The sequence below is a fragment of the Kitasatospora sp. NPDC034035 genome (genome assembly GCF_055575755.1).
Genome location: NZ_JBVISA010000059.1, coordinates 1 through 21,286, shown reverse-complemented (window position 1 = coordinate 21,286; position 21,286 = coordinate 1). Strand labels below are relative to the sequence as shown.

Below are 21,286 nucleotides of genomic sequence, written 5' to 3'. Positions count from 1 at the left end.
CGGGTGAGCCGGGTGCCGGTCCGGTCAGTCGCGGACCAGGAACGGCGCGAGGAGCCCGGGCACGGCCTCCTCGGCGAAGGCCAGCCCCTCCCCCTCGGCGACGTCGCGCACCCGGTAGACGCCCGCACCGGCCGCGGTGGCGGCCCCCAGGGTGAGCAGCCCGGCACGGCGCTGGAAGTAGGAGCGGGAGACCGTCCAGCCGATCACGCCCTCGCGCCGGAGGGCGACGGTGCGGCGGACGAAGGTGCCCGACCTGGCCACCAGGTAGGGGCCGGTGAGGCCGTGGCCGAGGGCGCGGTGGGCGTCGGCGGCGAGCAGGGCGCCGGCGGGCAGCAGCACGGCGGCGCTGATCCCGGCGGCGACCAGGAAGGCGGGCAGCCAGATGCCCGGCAGCGCCACCGCGCCGACCACCGGCAGGACGACCAGCAGGGCCCGGTTGAGCCTGCGGCGCAGCGCCCGGCGGGGGTGGCGGTGCAGGTCGGCGCGCTCGGTCGGCGACCGGTCGTCGCCGAGCACCGCGGCGGCGACCCGGAGCACCTCGGAACGCGGTGAGGGCGGCATCAGGGCCCCGCGGGAGCGGTTCTCCTCGGCCGAGCCGAGTCCGCCGGCGACGGCCTGGAGCCGGGCGCCGCCGCCCGAGCGCAGCAGCAGCGGCTCGACCAGCTCGACGCCGCGCAGGCGCCGCTCCTCGATGGAGACCGACCGGTGGATCCACAGTCCGCGCCGCACCCGCAGAATGCCGCCCTCCTCGCGGGCCAGCCGGAAGCCGGACCAGCCCTCGACGTACAGGGCCACCGCGCCGGCGGTGCCGACGGCGGCGACGGCCAGCAGGGTGACCGGGACGGCGACCCAGACGGGCACAGCGGTGAAGGCGTCGGCCGCGCTGCGGACGACGCCCAGCTCCAGCGGGTCGACCTGCATCTCGTGCAGGGTGCGGTAGGCGGCGCCGAGCACGGCGAACAGGCCGCCGACGCCCCAGACGGTCAGCGGGGCGTAGCGGGTCCAGGACGGGTCGAAGGCGGCGATCGTGTCGTCGGCGGCCTGTTCGACCTGCCCGTCGTGGCCGGCGGCGAGCAGCGCCGCGCGCCGGTTGAGCAGGTCCCGGCGGAGCGCGGCGGCCTGGTCGCGGGTGACGCCGTCCAGGGTGAGCGAGCCGCCCGAGGAGCCGACGGCGGCGACGCCGACGGTGACCGCGGCGAGGCCGGCGAGGCGCTGCAGCGGCTTGGCGGTGACGTCGGCGTTGCGGATCCGCCCCAGCAGGACGGTGCGGCGGCTGCGGAACAGCAGGCCCTTGTGGACCTCCAGCCGGTCGTGGGTGACGCGGTAGCGGGTGGTGAGGCAGCGCATCAGATTGATGCCGGCGACCACCCCGAAGGCGATGGTGAGCGAGGCGACCGTGATCAGGGCCTGCAGGTTCGGCGTGCCGTGGCCGCCCAGCGCGGTGCCGGCCGCGGTGGCGGCGGGGGCGAGCAGCCAGCTGAGGTGGACGGGGACGGAGCGCAGGCTGAGCCGCTGCCAGTCGGGGCCCTCCGGCCCGTCGACGGGCGCGGTCCCGGCGCGCTGGCCGGGGACGGTGGCGGGGTCGGCGACGGAGTCGGCCGTGCCGGGCTGCTCGGGCCCTGCGGGTTCGGTACTCATGTGGCGTCCCCCGGGGTGGCCTGGGTGGTGCGGGTCAGGTGCTCGACGACCTCGACGGCCCTGCGGTGGTCGATGCCGCGGATGGTCACGTCGCCGGCGGCGGAGGCCGTGGTGACCTTGATCCCGGCGAGCCCGAACAGCTGCTCCAGCGGACCGCGGACGGTGTCCACGGTCTGGATCCGTGACAGCGGGGCGACCCGCCAGCGCTGCCAGAGCCAGCCGGAGGCCGTGTAGACGGCCTCGTCGGTGGTCTCCCAGCGGTGCACCCGGTAGCGCCACTGCGGCATCACCGCGATGTACGCGACGCCGGGGACGGTGACCGCGAGCAGCACCCACCCGAAGACGAACCGGGCCGGCGGGATCAGGAGGTAGAGCGCGGCGGCGGCCAGGATGAGCGGTACGGGGATCAGCGAGGCCTGCACCGTCCACCAGGCGAGGGCGCGGCGCTCCACCCGGTGCCGCGGCGGCCGCAGCCGGAGTCCTTCGGATGAGGGCATTTCCTGTCCTGTTCCTATCGGATGGTGACCCGGAGGCGTCGGCGGCGGTTCAGCACCACGACCGTGCGTACGAGTACGGTGGCGAGTGCCATCAGCACGAGCGAATTCGAGAACACGTCGGGCCCGCTGATCCGGTACTTGATGGCGAACTCGATGATATCGGCGGTGTACCAGTGCTCGATTCCGTAGACGAAGACCACCCGGGCCGCCGACATCAGGAGCCAGAACAATGCGTAAAGCAGGCCCGCCCGGGTGTACACGTTCCCGTCGGAATCCAGCTCGCCGGGGAGCATCGCCCCGGCGGTCAGGCCCAGGATGATGCCGATGCCGATGCCGACCAGTTGCAGCGAGAGGTCGTTGCCGGCCAGCTGCGGGCTGTGGAAGAACAGCACCATCACGGCGGCCACCGCGATCAGCGGCCGGATCAGGCGCATGGTGGTGACCCGGCGTCGGCCGAGGTCGCTGGCCAGGATGACGGCCAGCACCGTCCCGCTGACCACCAGGGTGGTGGTGAACCCGCTCATGTGGTGCGGCTCCCGAGGATCGTCCGTCGAGGAACGCGGTTCGTCCTCGCTGATCTCCACGCTAGGGACGCGGCGCGGGCGCCGGAACAACCGGTGGACGGACCGGGTGTCCACCGGTCGGTGGACACCCGGGGCGACGGCGCGGCGCGGACCGGCCCGGCCGACGGGCCGCCGGTCGGCGGGTGCACGCGGCGGAGGGCGCGTGGTAGGACTGGTCAGCGTGCCAGCCCGTGCCCTGCCCGACCAGCCCCCCGCCGCCGTCCGTCCCGTCCCCTCCGACCCGCCCGACCCGGGTGCGCCGGGTGCGCCGGACGTCCGCGCCGACGGCGCGCAGGCGGCCTTCCGACAGGATCCGATGGCCCGTTGGGCCGGCCTGTGGGACGCCTACTTCGGGCTCTGCTACCTCGTCACCGCCGGGCTGCTACTCACCTCGCAGGCCGCGCCGGGCCGGGTCGCCGGCGCGGTCGCCGCACTGACCCTGATGGTGCCCTGGTACGCCGCGTTCGGGCGGCCACTGCTGCGCGGCGGCGAACGGCCGCCCCGCAGCCGCTGGTTCGCGGCCGGTCTGCTCACGCTGTTCGCGGTGGCCGCCGTCCTCGACCTGGCCGCCGCCTTCGCACTGTTCGCCGTCTGCCCGATGCTGCTGATGAGCCTGCCGTCCTCGCTCGGGATCGCGGTGGTGCTCTGCGCCAACCTGGTGCCGCCCGCCCTGGTGTGGGTCAGCAGCGGACGGCTCGGCCCCGAGGTGCTCGGCGTGCTGCCGCTGACCCTGCTGGGGATCGCGCTGACCGTGCTGCTGGGCCTGTGGATCACCAGGGTGATCGAACAGAGCCGCGAACGCGGCCGGCTGATCGATGAGTTGGAGCGCAGCCGGGAGCGGGAGGCCCGGCTGTCGCGCCAGGCCGGGATCGCCGCCGAGCGCGAACGCCTGGCCCGCGAGATCCACGACACCGTGGCCCAGGGCCTGACCAGCATCATCGCGCTGATCCAGACCGCGGAGGCGGAGCTGGAGGACGACCCGCAGCTGGCCCGGCGGCACCTCGCACTGGCCGCCAGGTCCGCCGTCGACAACCTGGCGGAGACCCGCGGCTTCGTCGCCGCGCTCACCCCGGCGGCGCTGCGCGGCGACTCGCTGGGCGAGGCGCTGCGGCGCCGGGGCGGGGCGTTCGCCGCCGAGACCGGGCTGACCGTCGACTACACCGCCGAGGGCACCGAGTTCCCGCTGCCGACGGCGGTCGCGGTGGTGCTGCTGCGCGCCGCGCAGGAGTCGCTGGCCAATGTCCGCAAGCACGCGGGCGCCCGACGGGTCGCGCTGCGGACCGAGTTCACGGACGGCGAGGTGCGGCTGACGGTCACCGACAACGGCTGCGGGTTCGACACCGCGGGGCCGACCGAGGGGTACGGGCTGCGCGGACTGCGGGCCCGGCTCGCGGAGACCGGCGGCACCGCCCGGGTGTCCAGCAGGCCCGGCTTCGGGACGGTGGTGGACGTCCGGGTGCCGCTCGGCACCGTCGGCCCGGCCCGGCCCGACGACAGCACCCGCGACGATCCCGACGGAGGGAACCGATGACGCCGCCCGCCCCCGCTGCCCGGGCGATCACCGTGCTGATCGCGGACGACCACCCCGTGGTCCGCGAGGGCCTGTCGGCGATGCTGGAGTCCGCGCCGGGGATCGCCGTCGCGGGGACGGCCGGCGGCGGCGAGGAGGCGGTGGTGCTCGCCGCCTCGCTCGACCCGGACGTGGTGCTGATGGACCTTCGGATGGGCACGATGGACGGCGTCACCGCGACCGCGCGCATCCTGGCGCACTCGCGTCGCCCTCGCGTGGTGGTGGTGACCACGTACGAGAGCGACGCGGACATCCTGCGCGCGGTCGAGGCGGGCGCGGCGGGCTACCTGCTGAAGGGCACCTCGCGCAGCGACCTGATCGACGCGGTGCGGGCCGCCGCCCGCGGCGAGACGGTGCTCTCCCCCGCCGTCGCGGGCCGGTTGTTCCGGGCGCGGGCGCAGGAGGCGCCGCCGGTGTCGGCGCGCGAGCGCGAGGTGCTGCAGCTGGTCGGCCGGGGTCTGACCAACGCCGACATCGGCCGCGAACTGCACATCGGCGAGGCGACGGTGAAGACGCACCTGCTGCGGATCTTCCGCAAGCTGGAGGTGTCCGACCGGACGGCGGCGGTGCTGGCCGCGATGGAGCGCGGGCTGCTGGACTGACCGGGCGGCCGCGGCCGGACGCGCGGCGGGGCCACCGTCCGGGTGCCGGACGGCGGCCCCGCCGAGCCGACCCGGCTCAGGCGTCCGGCGCCGCCGGGCCCGCGCCGGCGAGGGCGAGCTCGGACATCCGGCGCTTGTCCGGCTTGCCGTTGCGGTTGAGCGGGAAGCCCTCCACGACGACCACCCGGTTCGGCTGCTCGTAGACGGGCAGCAGCTCGCCCAGCACCGCCCGCCAGTGGGCGGCGTCGCGCAGCTGCTCGTCCTCGACGAAGAACACCAGGCTGCTGCCGCGCCGCTCGTCCGGTAGCGCGACGATGCGGGTGGCGCAGCCCCCGGCGGCGGCCTTGCGCTCGACGATCTCCGGGTAGAGCGTGTGGCCGTTGCGGTGCACGGCGAACTTCCGTCCGAGGACGAAGAGGTTGCCGTCGGCGTCCAGGTAGCCGAGGTCGCCGGTGCGGAAGACGTCCTGGGCGACCGGGTCGATGCCGCCCTCGTCCGTCAGGTAGCCGATCATCACGTCCGGTGTCTCGACGAGCAGTTCGCCGACGACTCCGGCCGGCACCTCGCGGTCCTCGTCGTCGACGACCCGGATCCGCAGGCCGTCCATGACCCGGCCGCAGGAGACCGCGTTGTCGGCGGTGGCGAACGCGACGTTGCCGGCCTCGGTGCTGCCGTAGCTGTCGAGCAGCGGCAGGCCGAGACGCTCGACGTACAGGTCGGTGAGCGACTGGTCGAGCGGGGCGGCGCCGCTGCAGAACATCCGGACGGCGCCGAGCGAGCGCTCCAGGACGGGCCTCTGGCGCAGGATGCCCAGGATGCTGCGGTAGGTCGCCGGGGTGGCGTCCAGCACGGTGGCCCCGGAGGGGCCGGCCATCCGCAGCGCCCGGTCCAGGCGCTTGTAGGGGGCGATGACCAGCGAGCCCTGCACGATCCACGCGATCAGCACCATCGACAGGCCGTACTGGTGCGAGAACGGCAGCAGCGGCAGGAGCACGTCCTCCGCGGTGTGGCCCATGTGGTGGGCGTTGCGCTCCAGGTTCTTCAGGAACCGGCCGCCGTTCTTGACGATGCCCTTGGGTGCGCCGGTCGAGCCGGAGGACCACATGATCAGTGCGTCGTCGAGGTCGCACCAGGCGCCGAAGTCCAGGTGCTGATCCGTCACCCTGACCTCGGGGGCGACGGAGATCAGCTCGTAGAGGTGGACCGGATCGGCCTCCGGCGGGACCGGCGCGTCGTCGTCCACCAGCACCAGCTTGGTGCCCGCGCGGCGGATGATCGAGCCGGTCGCCTCTCGTTTCTCCTGCTGGTCCACCAGGACGACCGAGGCGCCCAGGTGCATCAGGGCGAAGAGCACGGAGACGTAGCTCACGGAGTTCCCGGCCTTCAGCAGCACCCGGCTGCCGAGTCCGACGCCGCGCTCGCGCAGCACCTGCGCGACCCTCAGGGTGTCCTGCTCGAACTCGGCGAGCGTCGCCGCCGAGTCCTCCGCAAAGATCTTTGCCGCCATCGGCTCACTCTTCCTTCTCGTACTCGGCGGCCACCGAGGGGGCGCGCCCGCCACTGCGGCGCGCGGGCGTCGGATCCGGGGCCGAGGGGGAGGTCCGCGGCAGTCGGCTGACGCGGCCTTGGGTCGGGCGCCCGTGGCGCCGGGCGCGCCGCACGACCGGCGGTCGGGGCCCGGCCGGGATCGCCGGAGCTCCGCCACGTCCGGGACGTTACCGACGGGTCGGCGGCTGCAGTACCCCTATCCGCCCCCACCCCTGCGGGGTCGCCCCGGTCCGTCAACTCCCCTTCACCGCAACCGTGCTGGACGTTCAGGGCCGCGGCACGGCGATCGCCGTCAGGACCAGGCCGGACGCGGCCAGCCAACGCCCCCGGAAGCCGGGCAGCCGGCGCCCGGCCACCACCGGGCCGGGGACGAGCAGCCGTGCCGTGAAGATGCCGTCCGGAGAGAGCACCAGGGTCGCCTCGGTGAAGTCGAGCATCAGCCCGGTCAGCGGGAACCACGCCTTGTAGACGCTCTCCTTCGCGCTGAACAGCAGCCGGTCCGGGTGGAGCTCGGGCCGCGCGCGGCGCAGGGCGGCGAGCTGCGGCAGCTCCTCCGGGCGGCCGATCGCCTCCAGGACGCCCTCGGGCAGCGGCAGGTCGGACTCGGCGTCGATGCCGAGGCTGAGCAGGCGGTCGGCCGGGGCCAGGGCGGCCGCGCGGTAGCCGGCACAGTGCGTCATGCTGCCGACCAGGCCGTCCGGCCAGCGGGGTTCCCCGCGCGGACCGGGCACCAGCGGGACGGCCGGGCGGCCGAGGGCGGCCAGGGCGCGTCGGGCGCAGGCCCGGACCGCCCGGAACTCCGCCTGCCGCAGCGGCACCGACGCCGCGATGTGCTCCTGCTCCTCGGGGAAGAGCTCCGGCGCCTCGGCGGCCGCGGTCGGCAGCACCCCGGTGGACTCCGCCACCGCGACCCCGTCGGGCAGGATCCGTTCGATCACCGGGCACCCCGCTCGGGCAGGATCCGGGTCAGCCCGGCCGGCGCGCCCGGTCCGCGTCGGCGCCACTCGCGCGGGTAGCCGACCGACACCTCCTCGAAGCGGACGCCGTCGTAGCGGGTGCTGCGCGGGATGTGCAGGTGCCCGTAGACGACGGCCGCCGTGCGGAACCGGGTGTGCCAGTCGGCTGTGGCGGTGGTGCCGCACCACTGGGCGAACTCGGGGTAGTACAGGACGTCGGTCGGGGTGCGCACCAGCGGGTAGTGGTTGACCAGGACGGTCGGCACCGCCGGGTCCTCCGCCGCGAGCCGGCGTTCGGTGGCCGCCACCCGGGCCCGGCACCAGGCCTCGCGGCTCGGGTAGGGGTCGGGGTGCAGCAGGTACTCGTCGGAGCAGACCACGCCGCTCTCGTGGGCCCGGGCCAGGGCCTGCGCCTTGGTCCGGGTGCCCGGCGGCAGGAAGGTGTAGTCGTAGCCGACGAACAGCGGCGCGATCCGCACCGGGCCGCCCTCCCCGTGCCAGAGCGGGTAGGGGTCCTCCGGGGTGTGCACGCCGAGGCCGCGGCAGATGCGCACCAGGTGCTCGTAGCGGGCGACGCCGCGCAGCGCGACCGGGTCGGAGGGGTGCGTCCACAGTTCGTGGTTGCCGGGTGCCCAGACGACGGTGGCGAAGCGCTCGGCGAGGACGCCGAGGGCCCACTCCACGTCGGCCGCGATCTCGCCGATGTCACCGGCGACGATCAGCCAGTCGCGCGGGCCGTGCGGGCGCAGGCCCTCGACGATCGCGCGGTTCTCCTGGTAGCCGATGTGCAGGTCACTGGTCGCGAAGAGCGTGCCGTCCGCCGCACCGGGGTGGTTCGTCAAGGGGTGGTGCCTTCCTCGGGGCCGCTCGGCCGCGCGTGTGCGCCGACGGCCGGTCAGGCGGCTGGTGTGAGTGCCGTTTCGGGGGCGAGCGTGCTGGTGCTGAAGTTGTCGACGGTGCAGCGCAGCCGGCGCAGCAGCCGGTCGCGTCCGACGATGGTGATCCGGTCGACGCCGAGGCCGGCCAGGGTGGCCACCACGCCGGGCCAGTTCATCGGGCGGACGAATCCGCCGAGCAGCCAGGCCGAGGCCTGCGAGGCGCTCTCCACCAGCGAGCCGTCCTGGTCGGAGACGATCGGCACGCGCGGGTCGCGCAGCCGGTAGCGGGCGAGGACGTCCTGCTCGACGCGGTCGCGCAGCGGGCCGAAGATGCTCGCGTGCGCGGGCGGGCGCATCGTGTACAGGGAGTAGCCCCCGCTGTCGCCGATACGGCGCTTGAAGCCGTCCAGGGCCCGTTCGGAGAGCGAGACCATGCAGAGATCGTGGTCGAGCCGGGAGGAGACCTCGTACCACTCCCCGGCGTCGGCGAGTTCGGCGAGCAGCTCGTCGAGCAGCTCCGGGCCGATCTTGACGAAGGAGTGGGTGACGATGTCGCGGTGGTGCTCGGTGAAGTACGCGGCCTCGCAGCGGGCGGTCTCGGCGACCAGGCTTACGGCCTCCTCGAAGGGCAGCACGCCGGCGTGCGCGGCGGCCGCCGACTTGCCGAAGCTGACGCCGGCGCAGTAGTCGGCCGGCTCCTGCCGGCCGGTGGCCAGACCCCACTCGACCAGGGCCAGCGAGGCGACGAAGGAGGCCACCTGCGCGGTCTCGGAGTAGTCGTCGTCGCTGTCGCGCAGCGCGTCGAAGACGCTGTGGCCGAGCACCTCGTCGGCGGCCGCGAAGTACTTCCGCGCGCCGGCGTTGACCACCATGAAGCGGCCGAAGTCGGCGAAGCGCGAGGGGCCCATGGCGGGGAAGACGAGTGCGTTGCTCCCCGGCTCACCGGTCGTCATGTCAGCCCGTTCTGTCGGCGGTTCGGGACGGGACGGGGCCGGCCGGCGGTGCCGGGGGCAGGGGTCCCGGTGGAACACAACCGCGCCGGCCGGGGCGGCCGCCACCCCTGTCGGCACCCCTGCGGCCCCTAGGCCGGCGGCCGCGGCGGACCCTCGCTGACCAGGGGTTGTCGGGGCGGGCGGCGTCCGCCTAGCGTCGGTGGCGGCGAACGACGCCCGGGGACGACGGCACCCGCTACCTGAGGACGCACGCGATGAGGATTGCTTGCTGGCAGGCCGCGTGCGGCTCCCCCGACGTCCCGCACCTGGTGGCGCGGCTGCGGGAGGCGGCCCGCCGGGCCGCCGAGGCGGGCGCCGAGCTGCTGGTCGCGCCGGAGATGACCCTCGGCGGCTATCCGCTGCGGCCCGGCAACCTGGCCGAGGCCTCCGGGCCGGTGGACGGCCCGCACTGCGCGGCCGTCTCCGCGGTCGCCCGGGAGTTCGGCATCGCCGTGGTGCACGGCTGGCCGGAGGACGACGGCACCGGCGTCTACAACGCGGCCCGGTTGGTGGGCCCGGACGGCGGCACCCTCGCGGCCTACCGCAAGGCGCACCTGTTCGGCGACGTGGACGCCTCCCGCTTCGCCCCGGGCGACCGCGGCGTGGTGCAGGCCCGCCTCGGCGGGCTGACCGTGGGGCTGCTGGTCTGCTACGACGTGGAGTTCCCCGAACCGGTGCGGGCGCACGCGATGGCCGGCACCCAGCTGCTGCTGGTGCCGACGGCGCTGATGCGGCCCTGGGACGTCGTCGCCAGGACCCTGGTGCCGGCCCGGGCCTTCGAGAGCCAGCTGTACGTGGCGTACAGCAACTGGATCGGCGCGCACGGCGGCCTGGACTTCTGCGGGCTGACCACGGTGGCCGCGCCGGACGGCACGCGGGTGACCCTGGAGGAACCCGTCGAGGGTCTGCTGCTGGCGGACGTCGACCCGGCCGTGGTGGCGAAGGCGCGCGCCGACACTCCCTATCTCCACGACCGGCGTCCCGAGCTCTACGAGGGTCTGCCCGCCCGACTGGGCTGACCCTGTGGGCTGGGCCCCGAAAGGTGTCCCATGTCTCCCGGTACCGGCGCGTTCTCGCGTGAACTGACCGCCCCGCTGACGATGTTCGGCCCCGACTTCCCGTTCGCCTACGACGACTGGCTGGCTCATCCGGCCGGGCTCGGCCGGGTGCCGGCCGAGCGGCGCGGCACGCCGGTCGCGGTGGTGGGCGGCGGCGTTGCGGGCCTGGTGGCCGGCTACGAGCTGCTGCGGCTGGGCCTGCGCCCGGTGGTGTACGAGGCCGGGGAGCTGGGCGGCCGGATGCGGGCGGTGCCCTTCCCGGCGGATCCGGCAGTCTCGGCCGAGATGGGCGCGATGCGCTTCCCGCAGTCGGCGCGGGCGCTCTTCCACTACGTGGACGCGCTCGGTCTGGAGACCAGTCCGTTCCCCAACCCGCTGTCGGCGCACACCCCGAGCACCCTGGTGCACCTGAACGGCGAGCACCGGGTGGCGCGGACGGCGGAGGACCTGCCGCCGGTGTACCGGGAGGTGTCGGACGCCTGGGAGAAGACGCTGCTGGAGCAGGCCGAGCTGGCGGTGGTGGAGGCCTCCGTCCGTCGGCGCGACGCCCCGCTGCTGAAGGCGGTGTGGAACCGGATGGTGCGCACCCTGGACGACCAGTCCTTCTACGGCTTCCTGGCGGCCTCGCCGTACTTCCGCTCGTTCCGGCACCGGGAGATCTTCGGACAGGTGGGATTCGGCACCGGCGGCTGGGACACCGACTTCCCCAACTCGATCCTGGAGGTGCTGCGGGTGGTGTTCACCGGCGCCGACCAGGACCAGGTGCGGCTGGTCGGCGGGACCGGCGGGTTCGTGGACGGGCTGTGGACGCGCCCGGCCGGCCCGGGCGGGCACTGGCCGGCCGGTACTTCGCTGGCCACCCTGCACGGCGGGCGGCCGCGTCCCGGGGTGCGGGCGCTGCGCCGGGCCGGCGACGGCGTGGAGGTGACGGACGCCGACGGGGTGTCGGAGCGCTACGCGGCGGTGGTCTTCACACCGCACGTGTGGACACTGCTGAACCGGGTCGCGTGCGACCCGGCCCTGCTCTCCCAGCAGCACTGGACGGCGGTGGAGCGGACCCACTACATGGGCGCCTCGAAGCTGTTCGTCCTGACGGACCGGCCGTTCTGGCTGGATCGCGACCCCGCCACCGGCGCGGACATGATGAGCATGACGCTCACCGACCGTGCGCCGCGCGGGGTCTACCTGTTCGACCAGGGCGGCCCTGATCGGCCGGGCGTCATCTGCCTGTCGTACACGTGGAACGACGACTCGCTGAAGTTCGCCACGCTCAGCGACGAGGAGCGGCTGGAGGTCCTGCTCGCGCGGATGGCGGAAATCTATCCCACGGTGAATCTCCGCAGGCATATCATCGGACCGCCCGTTACGGTGACTTGGGAGACCGAGCCGCTGTTCATGGGCGCCTTCAAGGCGAACCTGCCCGGACAGTACCGCTATCAGCGGAGGCTGTTCACCCAGTTCGTGCAGGACGGCTTCCCGGCCGGTCAGCGCGGGTTCTTCCTGGCCGGGGACGACGTCTCCTGGACGGCGGGATTCGCCGAGGGCGCGGTCACCACCGCACTCAACGCGGTATGGGGCGTGGTGCACCACCTCGGCGGCGCCACCGACCCGGCCAATCCCGGCCCCGGGGACGTCTTCGACGAGATCGCGCCGCTCCTCCTGCCGGAGGAGTGAGCGCACGCCTCGTGGGCAGGCATGCGGGTGTCGGGCTGGGTAGCGATGGGGGACGGCAGCGGTGGACGCTAGGTGGGGGCTGGGCCCGGGACGGCCGGGCACGAGGCGACCGGACCTCGGGTGTCGGGAGCCGTGCCGGTCCGGCCCGCCGCCCCGGAGCCGGACGGAGGCCGGCGGCGGCGCAACACCGGACCGGGCAGGACGGGCGATGGCACAGCTGATCAGCGCGGCGGAGACGACCTGGGTGAAACTGCTCACCGGTCTGGCCGCCGACGAGTTCGCCGAACTGCTGGAGTCACTCCGCCCCCTCGCCGGAGACGACGGGCCGCGGGCCGGCCGGCGCTGGGCTCTCGGACTGGAGGACCGGGTCCTGCTGGTGATGACGTACCGGCGAACCGATCTGACCATGCGTGAGGTGGCCACTCTCTTCGGCATCTCGAAATCCGCCGCCGACCGCATCGTCGGCCACCTCGGCCCGCACCTGGCGTTCACCGGCACGCTGCGCAGCCGCCGCTGCCGGCTGGTCGTCCGGGACGGGACCGCGAACGACACCGGCGGCGTCCCTCCGCAGGACGGCGACCGCTCCGACTGCCGGCAGCCGTAGGTCACTGCCCTCAGGCCCCGGACATCGGCCCCGGCCCGGCGGGTCGCATCCCGCGCCGACCGCGGCCGGACCCGCCGCACACAACCGCTCCACCTCACGACCACCGAATCGCCCACCCACGGACGGCCGGTTTCCCTCAGCAGCACTCCGCTGCGGGAAACCGGCCGTTCGCTTGTATGTCCGAGTAATTACGGGACAGTTACGGAAATGAGCGACCCCGGACGGCGCCGGCGGGTACCCCTGTTCGGAAGTTGACGGCTCCGGGCCGCCGCACGGGCGGGCGGCAGCCCGGCGAGATGGGCGATTAGCCCGGATTTGCGGCTTCGACCCCGCCGAACGGGGGCCCCTACCCCTACCCCTAGGGCTCCTAGCGGCTACCAATCTTGATCAGTTCCTGATGGCAGGTATCGTCCGGCGGGGTTCGGCAGTGTTATGTTCTGACCAGTTGTCCCGCAACTCCTTTTCACGGCCTCGGCAGACGGCCACAGTGGCGGAGCGGACGGGCATGCAATCCGTGCGATCGCGATTCTGGTTGAATCCCGGATCATTCTTCATTCGGGCCGGACCGGAATTGTCGCCGCCAGTTCACCGGGGGAACAGTGTTCAACGCTATGGGATATGGCATTCAACACGTTGGGAACAGGCAGCCGAACGGATCGCCTCGAAACAGATCCAGACGCACCGTCAACTTCGTTTTCTCGCCTGCCAGTCAGTGAGGCGAGCGGCGCCGCCAGCGAGGACTCGCCCGGTGGGCAGCGGTGCCGACGCCCCGATCCCGGCGAACCGACGCCCCGTCGACCGGCCCCCGCGAGCCGAGGCCCGGAGGCCTGCCGGGAACGCCTTTGAACATTCCGTGCCGCCGTGCGCGAACGCGCCCCCGTACCCGGGCATTCGCCACGGTCGGCTGTCGGGAACCGAAGCGAGGAGCCCAGCACATGACGCCCCGAACCGAATTGATCGAACGTGGCGAGGAATTGCTCCAGCTGAGCCGAATCACCACCGACGCACTGAACGGGGTGGGAGCGGTCGGCCTGGTGGCAGGACCGGTCGCCACCGGCAAGAGCGTCCTGCTCAGCGCACTGTGCGAGCAGGCCCACACGGCAGGCTTCGTCACCCTGCGTGCCGTCGGGGCGCAGGCCGAGGACCACACGCCGCTCAGCATCGCCGGCCAGCTGCTGCGCCACGCCCCGCTCAACCCGGCGCGCCACGAGCACGTCCAGCGCCTGCTGCGGCTCGCCGTCACCTCCGCCGCGGCCGCCGGGACCGATGCGCCGCCCGCCCTCCACGCACGGACCGGCCCGGACTCCGACGCGGGCCGACCGGCCCGGCTCTGCGGCGATCTGGTCCAGGAACTCTGCGCCGTCCTGTTCGAACTCTCCACCGTGTCGCCGATCCTGATCTGCGTCGACGACGTGCACCACGCCGACGAGCACTCCCTGCAGTGGCTGCTCTTCCTGATCCGACGGCTCGGTTCGGCCCGGATCGCCGTGGTCCTGGCCGAGCGCACCGCCTCCCAGCACCCGCAGCCCGCCTTCCACGCCGAACTGCTGCGCCAGCCGAACTGCCGCCGCGTGATGCTCGGCCCGCTCAGCCACGACGGCGTCAGCGCCCTGACCGGCGCACGGCTCGAGGACGGCCGGCGCACCGTCGGGCAGCGCGACGAGGAGCTCGCGGCCCCCGAGCTCTGCGCCCGGGTCGATGCCCTGACCGGCGGCAACCCGCTGCTCGTCCACGCCCTGCTGGACGACCTACGGACCTGTACCCGGCTGCCCTCCGAAGCCCGGTCCGCCACTCTGGGGGCCGGCTACGCCTTCTCCCAAGCCGTCGTCAGCTGCCTGCACCGCAGCGAGGCCTCGGCGCTGGCGGTCGCCCGCGGCATCGCCGTCCTCGGCGACGAGAGCTGCGTCCAGGTGCTCGGCCACCTGGTGGACCGCTCCCCCGCCTCGGTCGAACGCGTGATCAGAGGTCTCGACTCGGCCGGCATGCTGGAGCACGGCCGCTTCCGCCACCCGGCGGTGCGCACCGCCGTCCTGCACGACACCGACGCCGGCGAGCTCAGCCGCCTGCACTTCCGCGCCGCCCACCTGCTCTACACCCGGGGCGCCCCCGAGCGGGCCATCGCCGAGCAGCTGCTGGCCTCCACCGAACCCGGCGAGGCCTGGAGCACCAAGGTGCTCTGCGACGTCGCCCGCGAGGCGCTGGTGGACGGCGACGCCGCACTGGCCCGGCGCTGCGTCGAGCACGCCCACCGCAGCTGCACCGACCGCCGCCGGCGCGGCGAGGTGCTGACCCTGCTGGCCGGCGTCGAGTGGCAGCTCCAGGCCGGCAACGCCGTCCGCCACCTGCCGCAGCTCACCTCCGCCCTGCGCTCCGGCGACCTCGGCGAACGCCAGTCCGTCGTGGTGCTCAAGTACCTGCTGCGGCACGGCCGGCTCACCGAGGCCTCGGCCATCCTCGAACACATCATCGGCCAGCAGTGGACGGTCGAGAGCCGCACCGCCGCCGAACTGCAGACCGTCAAGCTCATGCTCTCCAGCTCCTACCCCGGCGCCATCGCCGACCTGCCGCCGCTCGGTCCCTGCCGGGTCGACGAGGGGCACACCCCCGCCGCCGTCCGGGCCGACCCGCAGCTGCAGGCCGCCGCCGTCCTGGACGAGGTGCTCAGCGGGCGGGCCCGCGAGCACACCTTCCTCGCCGCCGAACAGGTCCTGCGCAGCCTGCGCCTGACCTACCGCTCGTGGGAGCAGGCCGAGTTCGCCCTGCTCGCGCTGATCTACGGCGACCAGCTGGACCGGGCGGCGCTCTGCTGCGACCAGCTGCTGGAGCGGATCGGCAACGCCGCCGAGGGCTGGCGCCCGCCGCTGCTGGCGCTGCGCAGCCAGATCGCCGCCCGCCAGGGCCGGCTGGCCGACGCCGAACGCGACGCGATGGCCGCCCTGGAGGCGATGCCCTGGCAGGGCTGGGGCGTCAACATCGCCCTCCCGCTGGCCACCCTGCTCTGCGCGCAGACCGCGATGGGCAAGTACGAGGACGCCGCGGAACTGCTCAACCGCCCGGTGCCGCAGGCCATCTACAAGACCCGCTACGGCCTGCACTACCTCTATGCGCGAGGCGAGTTCCGGCTGGCCACCAACAACTCCCAGGCCGCCCTGGACGACTTCACGATCTGCGGCGAGATGATGCAGGACTGGGACCTCGACCTGCCGAGCGTGGTGCCGTGGCGCGGCGCCGCGGCCCGGGTGCACCTGCAGGCCGGCGACTCCCAGAAGGCCAGGGTGCTGATCGACGAGCAGACCCGGCGCCTGCAACCAGGGCCGTCCCGCTCCCGCGGCATGACGGTGCGCCTGAGCGCCGCCGTCGCCGAGCTCAAGCACCGCCCCTCACTGCTGCGGCAGGCCGTCGACGAGCTCCAGCGCAGCGACTCGCCGATCGAGCTGGCGCTGGCGCTCGCCGACCTCGGCTACACCCACCAGAAGCTCGGCGACCACAAGCGTTCGCGGATCATGATGACCCGCGCCTGGCAGCTGGCCAAGGAGCACCGGGCCGAGCCCATCCAGCGCGGCCTGTCGAACCTGTTCTCCGACGTCCGCGAGGAGGTTCCGCAGACCGCAGGGGGCGCCTCTGCGGGCGGCCTCAGCGACGCCGAGCGCCGGGTCGCCTCGCTGGCCGCGCTCGGGCACACCAACCGCGAGATCGCGCGTGAGCTGTTCATCACCGTCAGCACCGTGGAGCAGCACCTGACCCGGGTGTACCGCAAGCTCAAGGTCACCCGGCGCAGCGACCTGCCGGGCGAACTGTGCCTGGCGGCCGGCGGGGGCACCGCCGGCTACGCCTGATCCCCGATCGCTCCCGCAGCCCGCTCCGCGCTCCGCACCGGCGCGGCAGAACGACCACATCACCTCTCCTCATGCGCCGTCGGCCCCGCTCGCCCAGCGGGGCCGACGGCGTACTGCCGCCCGGTCAGGCGGAGTGCGCGGCGAGCCCGTCGGTGATCTCGGCCAGCACCTCCCGCTGGTGCGCGGCGAGGTAGAAGTGGCCGCCGGGGAACACCCGCAGCCGGAAGTCGCCGGTGGTCTCCTCGGCCCACGCCTTGGCCTCCTCCACGCTGGACTTCGTGTCGTCGTCGCCGATCAGCGCCACGATCGGGCTGCTCAGCGGCCCGCCCTCCGGGCGGCGGTAGGTCTCGATCGCCCGGTAGTCGTTGCGGATCGCCGGGAGGATCATCCGCAGGATCTCCTCGTCGCCGAGCAGTGCCGTGTTGGTGCCGCTGAGCGTCTTCAGCTCCGCGACCAGGCCGTCGTCGTCGCGCAGGTGGACCCGCTCGTCCCGGTGGGTGGCCGGCCCGCGGCGCCCGGAGGCGAAGAGCACGGCCGGGGCGCGCCCGTCCGCCTCCAGCCGCCGGGCCAGTTCGAAGCCGAGGACCGCACCCATGCTGTGCCCGAACAGGGCAAGCGGGCGGTCGTCCTCGACCGGGGCGAGCACCCGGTGGATGCGGTCGGCGAGCTCGGCGACCGTCCCGATGCCGGGCTCGGAGCGGCGGTCCTGCCGGCCGGGGTACTGCACGGCGAGCACCTCGATGCCCGGCGACAGTGCGGCGGACACCGGGAAGTAGAAGCTCGCCGAGCCGCCGGCGTGCGGCAGGCACAGCAGCCGCACCGGGGCGTCCGGGGCCTGGTGGAAGCGGCGGATCCAGAGGTCGTACTCGGCGGGGTCGGGCGCGGTCATGCGGGATCTCTCTCTTCGGTCGAAGGACGGGTGGGTGGGTCGGTGGGTCGCGGTTGTGCGGGGGGGCCGTCCCGGCCCGCCGGGGGTCGGGCCGGGACGGCGCGGACGGCACCGGCACTCGGGGCCGGTGCCCGTGGCGGTGCCGGCGCCGCCGCGGCGGGAGGCGCCGGCACCTGGCTCAGCAGACCTCGCGCAGCCAGTTCTCGATCAGCCCGGCGGTCGCGGCGGCGTGCTCCTCCATGACGGTGAAGTGGTCGCCGAGACCGTCGAGCACGGTGTGCTCGTGCGGCCAGGAGGCCCGGGCCCCGCTGGTGAGCGCCTCGGCGCCGGCGCCGGGCGCGGAGAGCGACTCGGGCGCCCGCACCAGCAGCGTCGGAGCGGCGATCCCCGCCGGGCGCCAACCGGTGAACAGCCGCAGGTAGCCGCCCATCGCGGTGAGCCTGGCGTCGTCCATCGGCACGTACGCACCCTCGCGCGCCAGCATCGCGCCGGTCAGCACGGGCAGCAGCTCGGCGACGGAGGCCGCCCCGCCGCCCGCTGTCGGGGCGCCGGGCGCGGCGGGCGCCGTGAAGGAGTAGGTGTCGACCAGCACGACGGCGGACGGTCCGGCGCCGAGCTCCTCCAGCCGGACAGCGGTCGCCTGGGCGAGCAGGCCGCCGGTCGAGTGGCCGAGCAGCACGAACTTCGCGCCGTCGGCGACCCGCAGCACGCTCTGCGCCGCCAGTTCGAGGATCGCCGCCGCGTCTGCGGGCAGCCGCTCGCCGTGGAGGAAGCCGGGCAGCGGCAGCGCGTTCACCGCCCGCCGCCCGCGGAAGGCCGCGGCCAGCCGGGCGTACTGGTGCGGCCCGGAGATCGCCAGCAGCGAGGGCAGGCAGACCAGCAGCGGCTGCTCCGGCCCCTCGGCGAGCCGGACCGGCTCCATCGCGGGCGCCGACGCCGACGCGGCCTCGGCCGCGTCGAAGGCCGGACGGAAGCGCGAGGCCGCGAACAGCAGCTCCATGAACTCGCCGCTGCGGCCCGTCGCCGCCGCCGACCGCAGCAGGGCGCCGATGCTGCCCAACGGCCGCCCGCTCTCCCCGTTGCCGGCCGCCGGCTCCGTACCCGGCCCGTCCGTCGCAGCACCGGACGTCCGGGACGCCCCGAGCAGGGTACGCAGCCTGGCGGCCACCAGCCGCGGCGCCGGGTGGTCGAAGAGCAGCGTCGCCGGCAGCCGCAGGCCGGTGGCCGCGGCGAGGCGGTTGCGCAGCTCCACGGAGGTCAGCGAGTCGAAGCCCAGCTCCAGGAAGGCCCGTTCGGCGTCCACGGCGTCCGGCCGCGGGTGACCGAGCACGGCCGCCGCGTGCATCCGGACGAGCTCCAGCAGGATGCCGTCCTGCTCCTCGGCGGACCGCCCGGCCAGCCGCTCGGCCAGCAGCTGCGGCGAGGAACCGCCGGCCGCCGCGGAGCGCCGCAGCGGGATGCGGACCAGGCCGCGCAGCAGCGCGGGCACCCGGCCGGTCGCGGCGGCGCCGGCCCGCACCCCGGCCAGGTCGATCCTGGCCGGTACCAGCAGCGCGCCACCGGGGCCGGCGGCGGGGTCATCGGCGTCGGCGGGGGCCCGGGTGGCGCCGGCGAGCGCCAGTGCGGTGTCGAAGAGGGCCAGGCCCTCGGCGGAGGAGAGCCCCATGACGCCGCCGCGGGCCAACCGCCGGACGCCCTCCTCGCCGAGCTCGCCGGTCATGGTGCTCTCCTCGGCCCACAGGCCCCAGGCGAGCGCGGTCGCGGGCAGGCCGGCGGCGCGGCGCCGCTCGGCGAGCGCGTCCAGGAAGGCGTTGGCGGCCGCGTAGTTGCCCTGGCCCGCCATGCCGAACACGCCGGCGGCGGACGAGAAGAGGACGAACGCGGCCAGCGGGTGGCCGGCCGTCAGCTCGTGCAGGTTCCACGCCGCGTCGACCTTCGGGCGCAGCACGGCGTCGAGCCGTTCGGGGGTGAGCGAGGCGAGCAGGCCGTCGTCCAGCACACCGGCGGCGTGCACGACGGCGGTCAGCGGGTGCGCCAGGCCGTCGAGCAGCGCGGCCAGGGCGGCGCGGTCGGCGACGTCGCAGGCGGCGAGCGTCACCTCGGCGCCGAGCGCGGTCAGCTCGGCGGACAGCGCGTCGGCCCCTTCGGCGTCCGCACCCCGGCGCGAGACCAGCAGGAGGCGCCGCGCGCCGTACGCCGTCACCAGGTGGCGGCTGACCAGCGCACCGAGCAGGCCGAGCGCGCCGGTGACCAGCACCGTGCCGTCCGGGTCGAGCGCGGGCCCCGTGGCGTCGGCCGTGTCGGTGGAGTCGGTGGCGTCGGGCACCCGCGCCAGGCGCGGGGCGAGCGCGTCCCCGGCGCGCAGGGCCACCTGGGGCTCGCCGCAGTCGGCGGCACGCGGCAGGACGTGCAGCGAGGCCGGGTCGGCGTCCAGATCGACCAGGACGATCCGGTCCGGGTGCTCCGCCTGGGCCGTCCGCAGCAATCCCCACGCGGCCGCCGCCGCCAGGTCGCCGGGGGTCGCCGGGCTGTCGGCGGTGGCCTCCGGATCGGCGGGGGCCGTCGCCCCGCGGGTCACCACGACCAAGCGGGAGTCCGCGAACGGCTCCAGGTCGAGCCACTGCTGGAGGAGTCCGATCAGGGCGTGCAGCCGGGCACGGGTCGCGGACACCGGGTCCGTCCCGTGCTCCGACGGTCCGCCGAGCAGCGGGAGGACGACGGTACCCGGGGCGGCCGCACCGTCCGCGACGGCGGCGGACAGCGCGTCCAGCCCGCCGTACGGGGTCGCCCCGCCGAGGCCGAGCAGCCGAGCCGCATCCGCCGCAGCACCGGCACCCGGGCCGCCGAGGTCCGGCTCCGCGGCCAGGACCGCCCAGCCCTCGCCCGGCGCGCTCGCGGCGGGCGGGCCCAGCGGCACCGGCGACCAGTCGACCCGGAACAGCGACTCGTGGAAGGCCGTCCGACCCGCCGACAGCCGGTCCACCGCGACCGGCCGCAGCACCAGCTGCTCGACCGTGGCGACCGGCGCGCCGGTGCCGTCCGCCACTGCCAGCGAGACCGCGTCGGCGCCCTGTGCGGTGATCCGCACCCGCAGCGAGGCAGCCCCCGCCGCGTGCAGGCGCACCCCGCCCCAGGCGAACGGCAGCCGGGCCTGTCCGGCACCGGCCAGCACACCGCCGAGGCCGATGGCGTGCAGCGCGCCGTCCAGCAGCGCCGGGTGCAGTCCGTAGCGGGCTGCCTGGTCGTGGCTCTCCTCCGGCAGCTCCACCTCGGCGAACAGGTCGCCGTCGCGGCGCCAGGCCGCGCGCAGGCTCCGGAACAGCGGGCCGTAGTCGAACCCGGCCGCCGCGAAGCCCTGGTAGACGGTGTCGACCGGGACGGCCTCGGCAGCGGCCGGCGGCCACTCGGACAGGTCGGGGCCGGCGTCGGTCGAAGGAGCTGCGGACAGCTGGCCGGCGGCGTGCCGGATCCACGGCTCCTCCGCCTCGGCCGCCTCCGCCCGGGAGTAGAGGCTGACGGTGCGCCGGCCGCCGTCGTCCGGTGCGCCGACCCAGAGCTGGACCTGCACCCCGCCCTGCGCGGGCAGGAACAGCGGTGCCTCCAGAGTCAGTTCGTCCAGCCGGTCGCAGCCCACCTGGTTGCCGGCCCGGACGGCCAGCTCCACGAACGCGGTGCCCGGCAGCAGCACCAGCTCACCGACGGCGTGGTCGGCCAGCCACGGGTGCGAGTCCAGGCCGAGCCGGCCGGTGAACAGGTACCCCTCGCCGTCGCCGTCGGCCAGCGCGAGGGACGCGCCGAGCAGTGGGTGGTCGGCGGACCCGAGACCGGCCGAGGTGACGTCGCCCAGCCAGCCGGTCAACGGGCGCGGCCAGTAGTTCTCCCGCTCGAAGGCGTAGGTGGGGAGTGCGAGCGGCGGGACGGCGGTGGTGCCGGCGAAGGCGGCGGCCCGCCAGTCGACGGCCACGCCGCGCACCCACGCCT

The 21,286-nt window shown here is 74.8% G+C and carries 15 protein-coding genes; 6 read left to right on the top strand and 9 right to left on the bottom strand.

What is annotated here, in order from left to right; translation table 11 throughout:
• Positions 1–24: 24 nt before the first annotated feature.
• Genes ACZ52J_RS41125 through ACZ52J_RS41115 form a run of 3 tightly spaced genes read right to left on the bottom strand, consistent with a single transcriptional unit; the run spans position 25 to position 2,659 of the window.
• Positions 25–1,638, bottom strand: a complete 1,614-nt coding sequence (locus ACZ52J_RS41125; RefSeq protein WP_465626387.1) for a PH domain-containing protein — start codon at positions 1,636–1,638, stop codon at positions 25–27.
• Entirely contained in the window at positions 1,635–2,135 is a 501-nt protein-coding gene (locus ACZ52J_RS41120) for a PH domain-containing protein (protein ID WP_465626386.1), read from the bottom strand. Before ACZ52J_RS41120 ends, ACZ52J_RS41125 begins: the two co-directional genes overlap by 4 nt.
• A gap of 14 nt (positions 2,136–2,149) precedes the next feature.
• Positions 2,150–2,659, bottom strand: coding sequence for a hypothetical protein (locus ACZ52J_RS41115; protein WP_360509054.1), 510 nt, complete (start codon positions 2,657–2,659; stop codon positions 2,150–2,152).
• 220 nt (positions 2,660–2,879) lie between these two features.
• Between ACZ52J_RS41115 and ACZ52J_RS41110 the strand changes: the two genes are divergently transcribed.
• On the top strand, positions 2,880–4,229 hold the full coding sequence (locus ACZ52J_RS41110; protein ID WP_465626383.1) for a sensor histidine kinase: 1,350 nt from the start codon (positions 2,880–2,882) through the stop codon (positions 4,227–4,229).
• Complete coding sequence (locus tag ACZ52J_RS41105) at positions 4,226–4,870, top strand: response regulator transcription factor (protein ID WP_360509058.1); 645 nt, start codon at positions 4,226–4,228, stop codon at positions 4,868–4,870. The genes ACZ52J_RS41110 and ACZ52J_RS41105 overlap by 4 nt, the downstream gene beginning before the upstream one ends.
• Before the next feature lie 76 nt (positions 4,871–4,946).
• Here ACZ52J_RS41105 and ACZ52J_RS41100 read toward each other — a convergent pair whose 3' ends face one another.
• The 4 genes from ACZ52J_RS41100 to ACZ52J_RS41085 form a co-directional block, all read right to left on the bottom strand.
• Positions 4,947–6,377: a class I adenylate-forming enzyme family protein gene (locus ACZ52J_RS41100; protein ID WP_465626381.1), complete on the bottom strand. Its 1,431-nt coding sequence runs from the start codon at positions 6,375–6,377 to the stop codon at positions 4,947–4,949.
• Positions 6,378–6,684: 307 nt separating this feature from the next.
• Positions 6,685–7,356 carry a 4'-phosphopantetheinyl transferase family protein gene (locus tag ACZ52J_RS41095; RefSeq protein ID WP_465626379.1) on the bottom strand — a complete coding sequence of 224 codons (672 nt, stop codon included), beginning with the start codon at positions 7,354–7,356 and terminating at the stop codon, positions 6,685–6,687.
• The gene (locus ACZ52J_RS41090) at positions 7,353–8,216 is read right to left on the bottom strand and encodes a metallophosphoesterase family protein (protein ID WP_465626377.1); all 864 of its coding nucleotides are present in this window, start codon (positions 8,214–8,216) and stop codon (positions 7,353–7,355) included. The genes ACZ52J_RS41095 and ACZ52J_RS41090 overlap by 4 nt, the downstream gene beginning before the upstream one ends.
• A gap of 53 nt (positions 8,217–8,269) precedes the next feature.
• Positions 8,270–9,205, bottom strand: coding sequence for an ACP S-malonyltransferase (locus tag ACZ52J_RS41085; RefSeq protein WP_465626375.1), 936 nt, complete (start codon positions 9,203–9,205; stop codon positions 8,270–8,272).
• A 254-nt stretch (positions 9,206–9,459) separates the two neighbouring features.
• On the opposite strand from ACZ52J_RS41085, the gene ACZ52J_RS41080 reads away from it, so the two are divergent.
• The 4 genes from ACZ52J_RS41080 (at position 9,460) to ACZ52J_RS41065 (ending at position 16,416) form a co-directional block, all read left to right on the top strand.
• Positions 9,460–10,263 carry a carbon-nitrogen hydrolase family protein gene (locus ACZ52J_RS41080; protein ID WP_465626373.1) on the top strand — a complete coding sequence of 268 codons (804 nt, stop codon included), beginning with the start codon at positions 9,460–9,462 and terminating at the stop codon, positions 10,261–10,263.
• A gap of 30 nt (positions 10,264–10,293) precedes the next feature.
• Positions 10,294–11,976: a flavin monoamine oxidase family protein gene (locus ACZ52J_RS41075; protein WP_465626371.1), complete on the top strand. Its 1,683-nt coding sequence runs from the start codon at positions 10,294–10,296 to the stop codon at positions 11,974–11,976.
• A gap of 208 nt (positions 11,977–12,184) precedes the next feature.
• Positions 12,185–12,580: a helix-turn-helix domain-containing protein gene (locus ACZ52J_RS41070; RefSeq protein WP_360509072.1), complete on the top strand. Its 396-nt coding sequence runs from the start codon at positions 12,185–12,187 to the stop codon at positions 12,578–12,580.
• Between the two features lie 935 nt (positions 12,581–13,515).
• Positions 13,516–16,416 (top strand): helix-turn-helix transcriptional regulator, encoded by a 2,901-nt coding sequence (locus ACZ52J_RS41065; protein ID WP_465626368.1) that lies wholly within the window; start codon positions 13,516–13,518, stop codon positions 16,414–16,416.
• Positions 16,417–16,540: 124 nt separating this feature from the next.
• Here ACZ52J_RS41065 and ACZ52J_RS41060 read toward each other — a convergent pair whose 3' ends face one another.
• Positions 16,541–17,305 carry a thioesterase II family protein gene (locus tag ACZ52J_RS41060; RefSeq protein WP_465626366.1) on the bottom strand — a complete coding sequence of 255 codons (765 nt, stop codon included), beginning with the start codon at positions 17,303–17,305 and terminating at the stop codon, positions 16,541–16,543.
• A 178-nt stretch (positions 17,306–17,483) separates the two neighbouring features.
• A partial coding sequence (locus ACZ52J_RS41055) for a type I polyketide synthase (RefSeq protein ID WP_465626364.1) occupies positions 17,484–21,286 on the bottom strand: 3,803 nt, incomplete at its 5' end.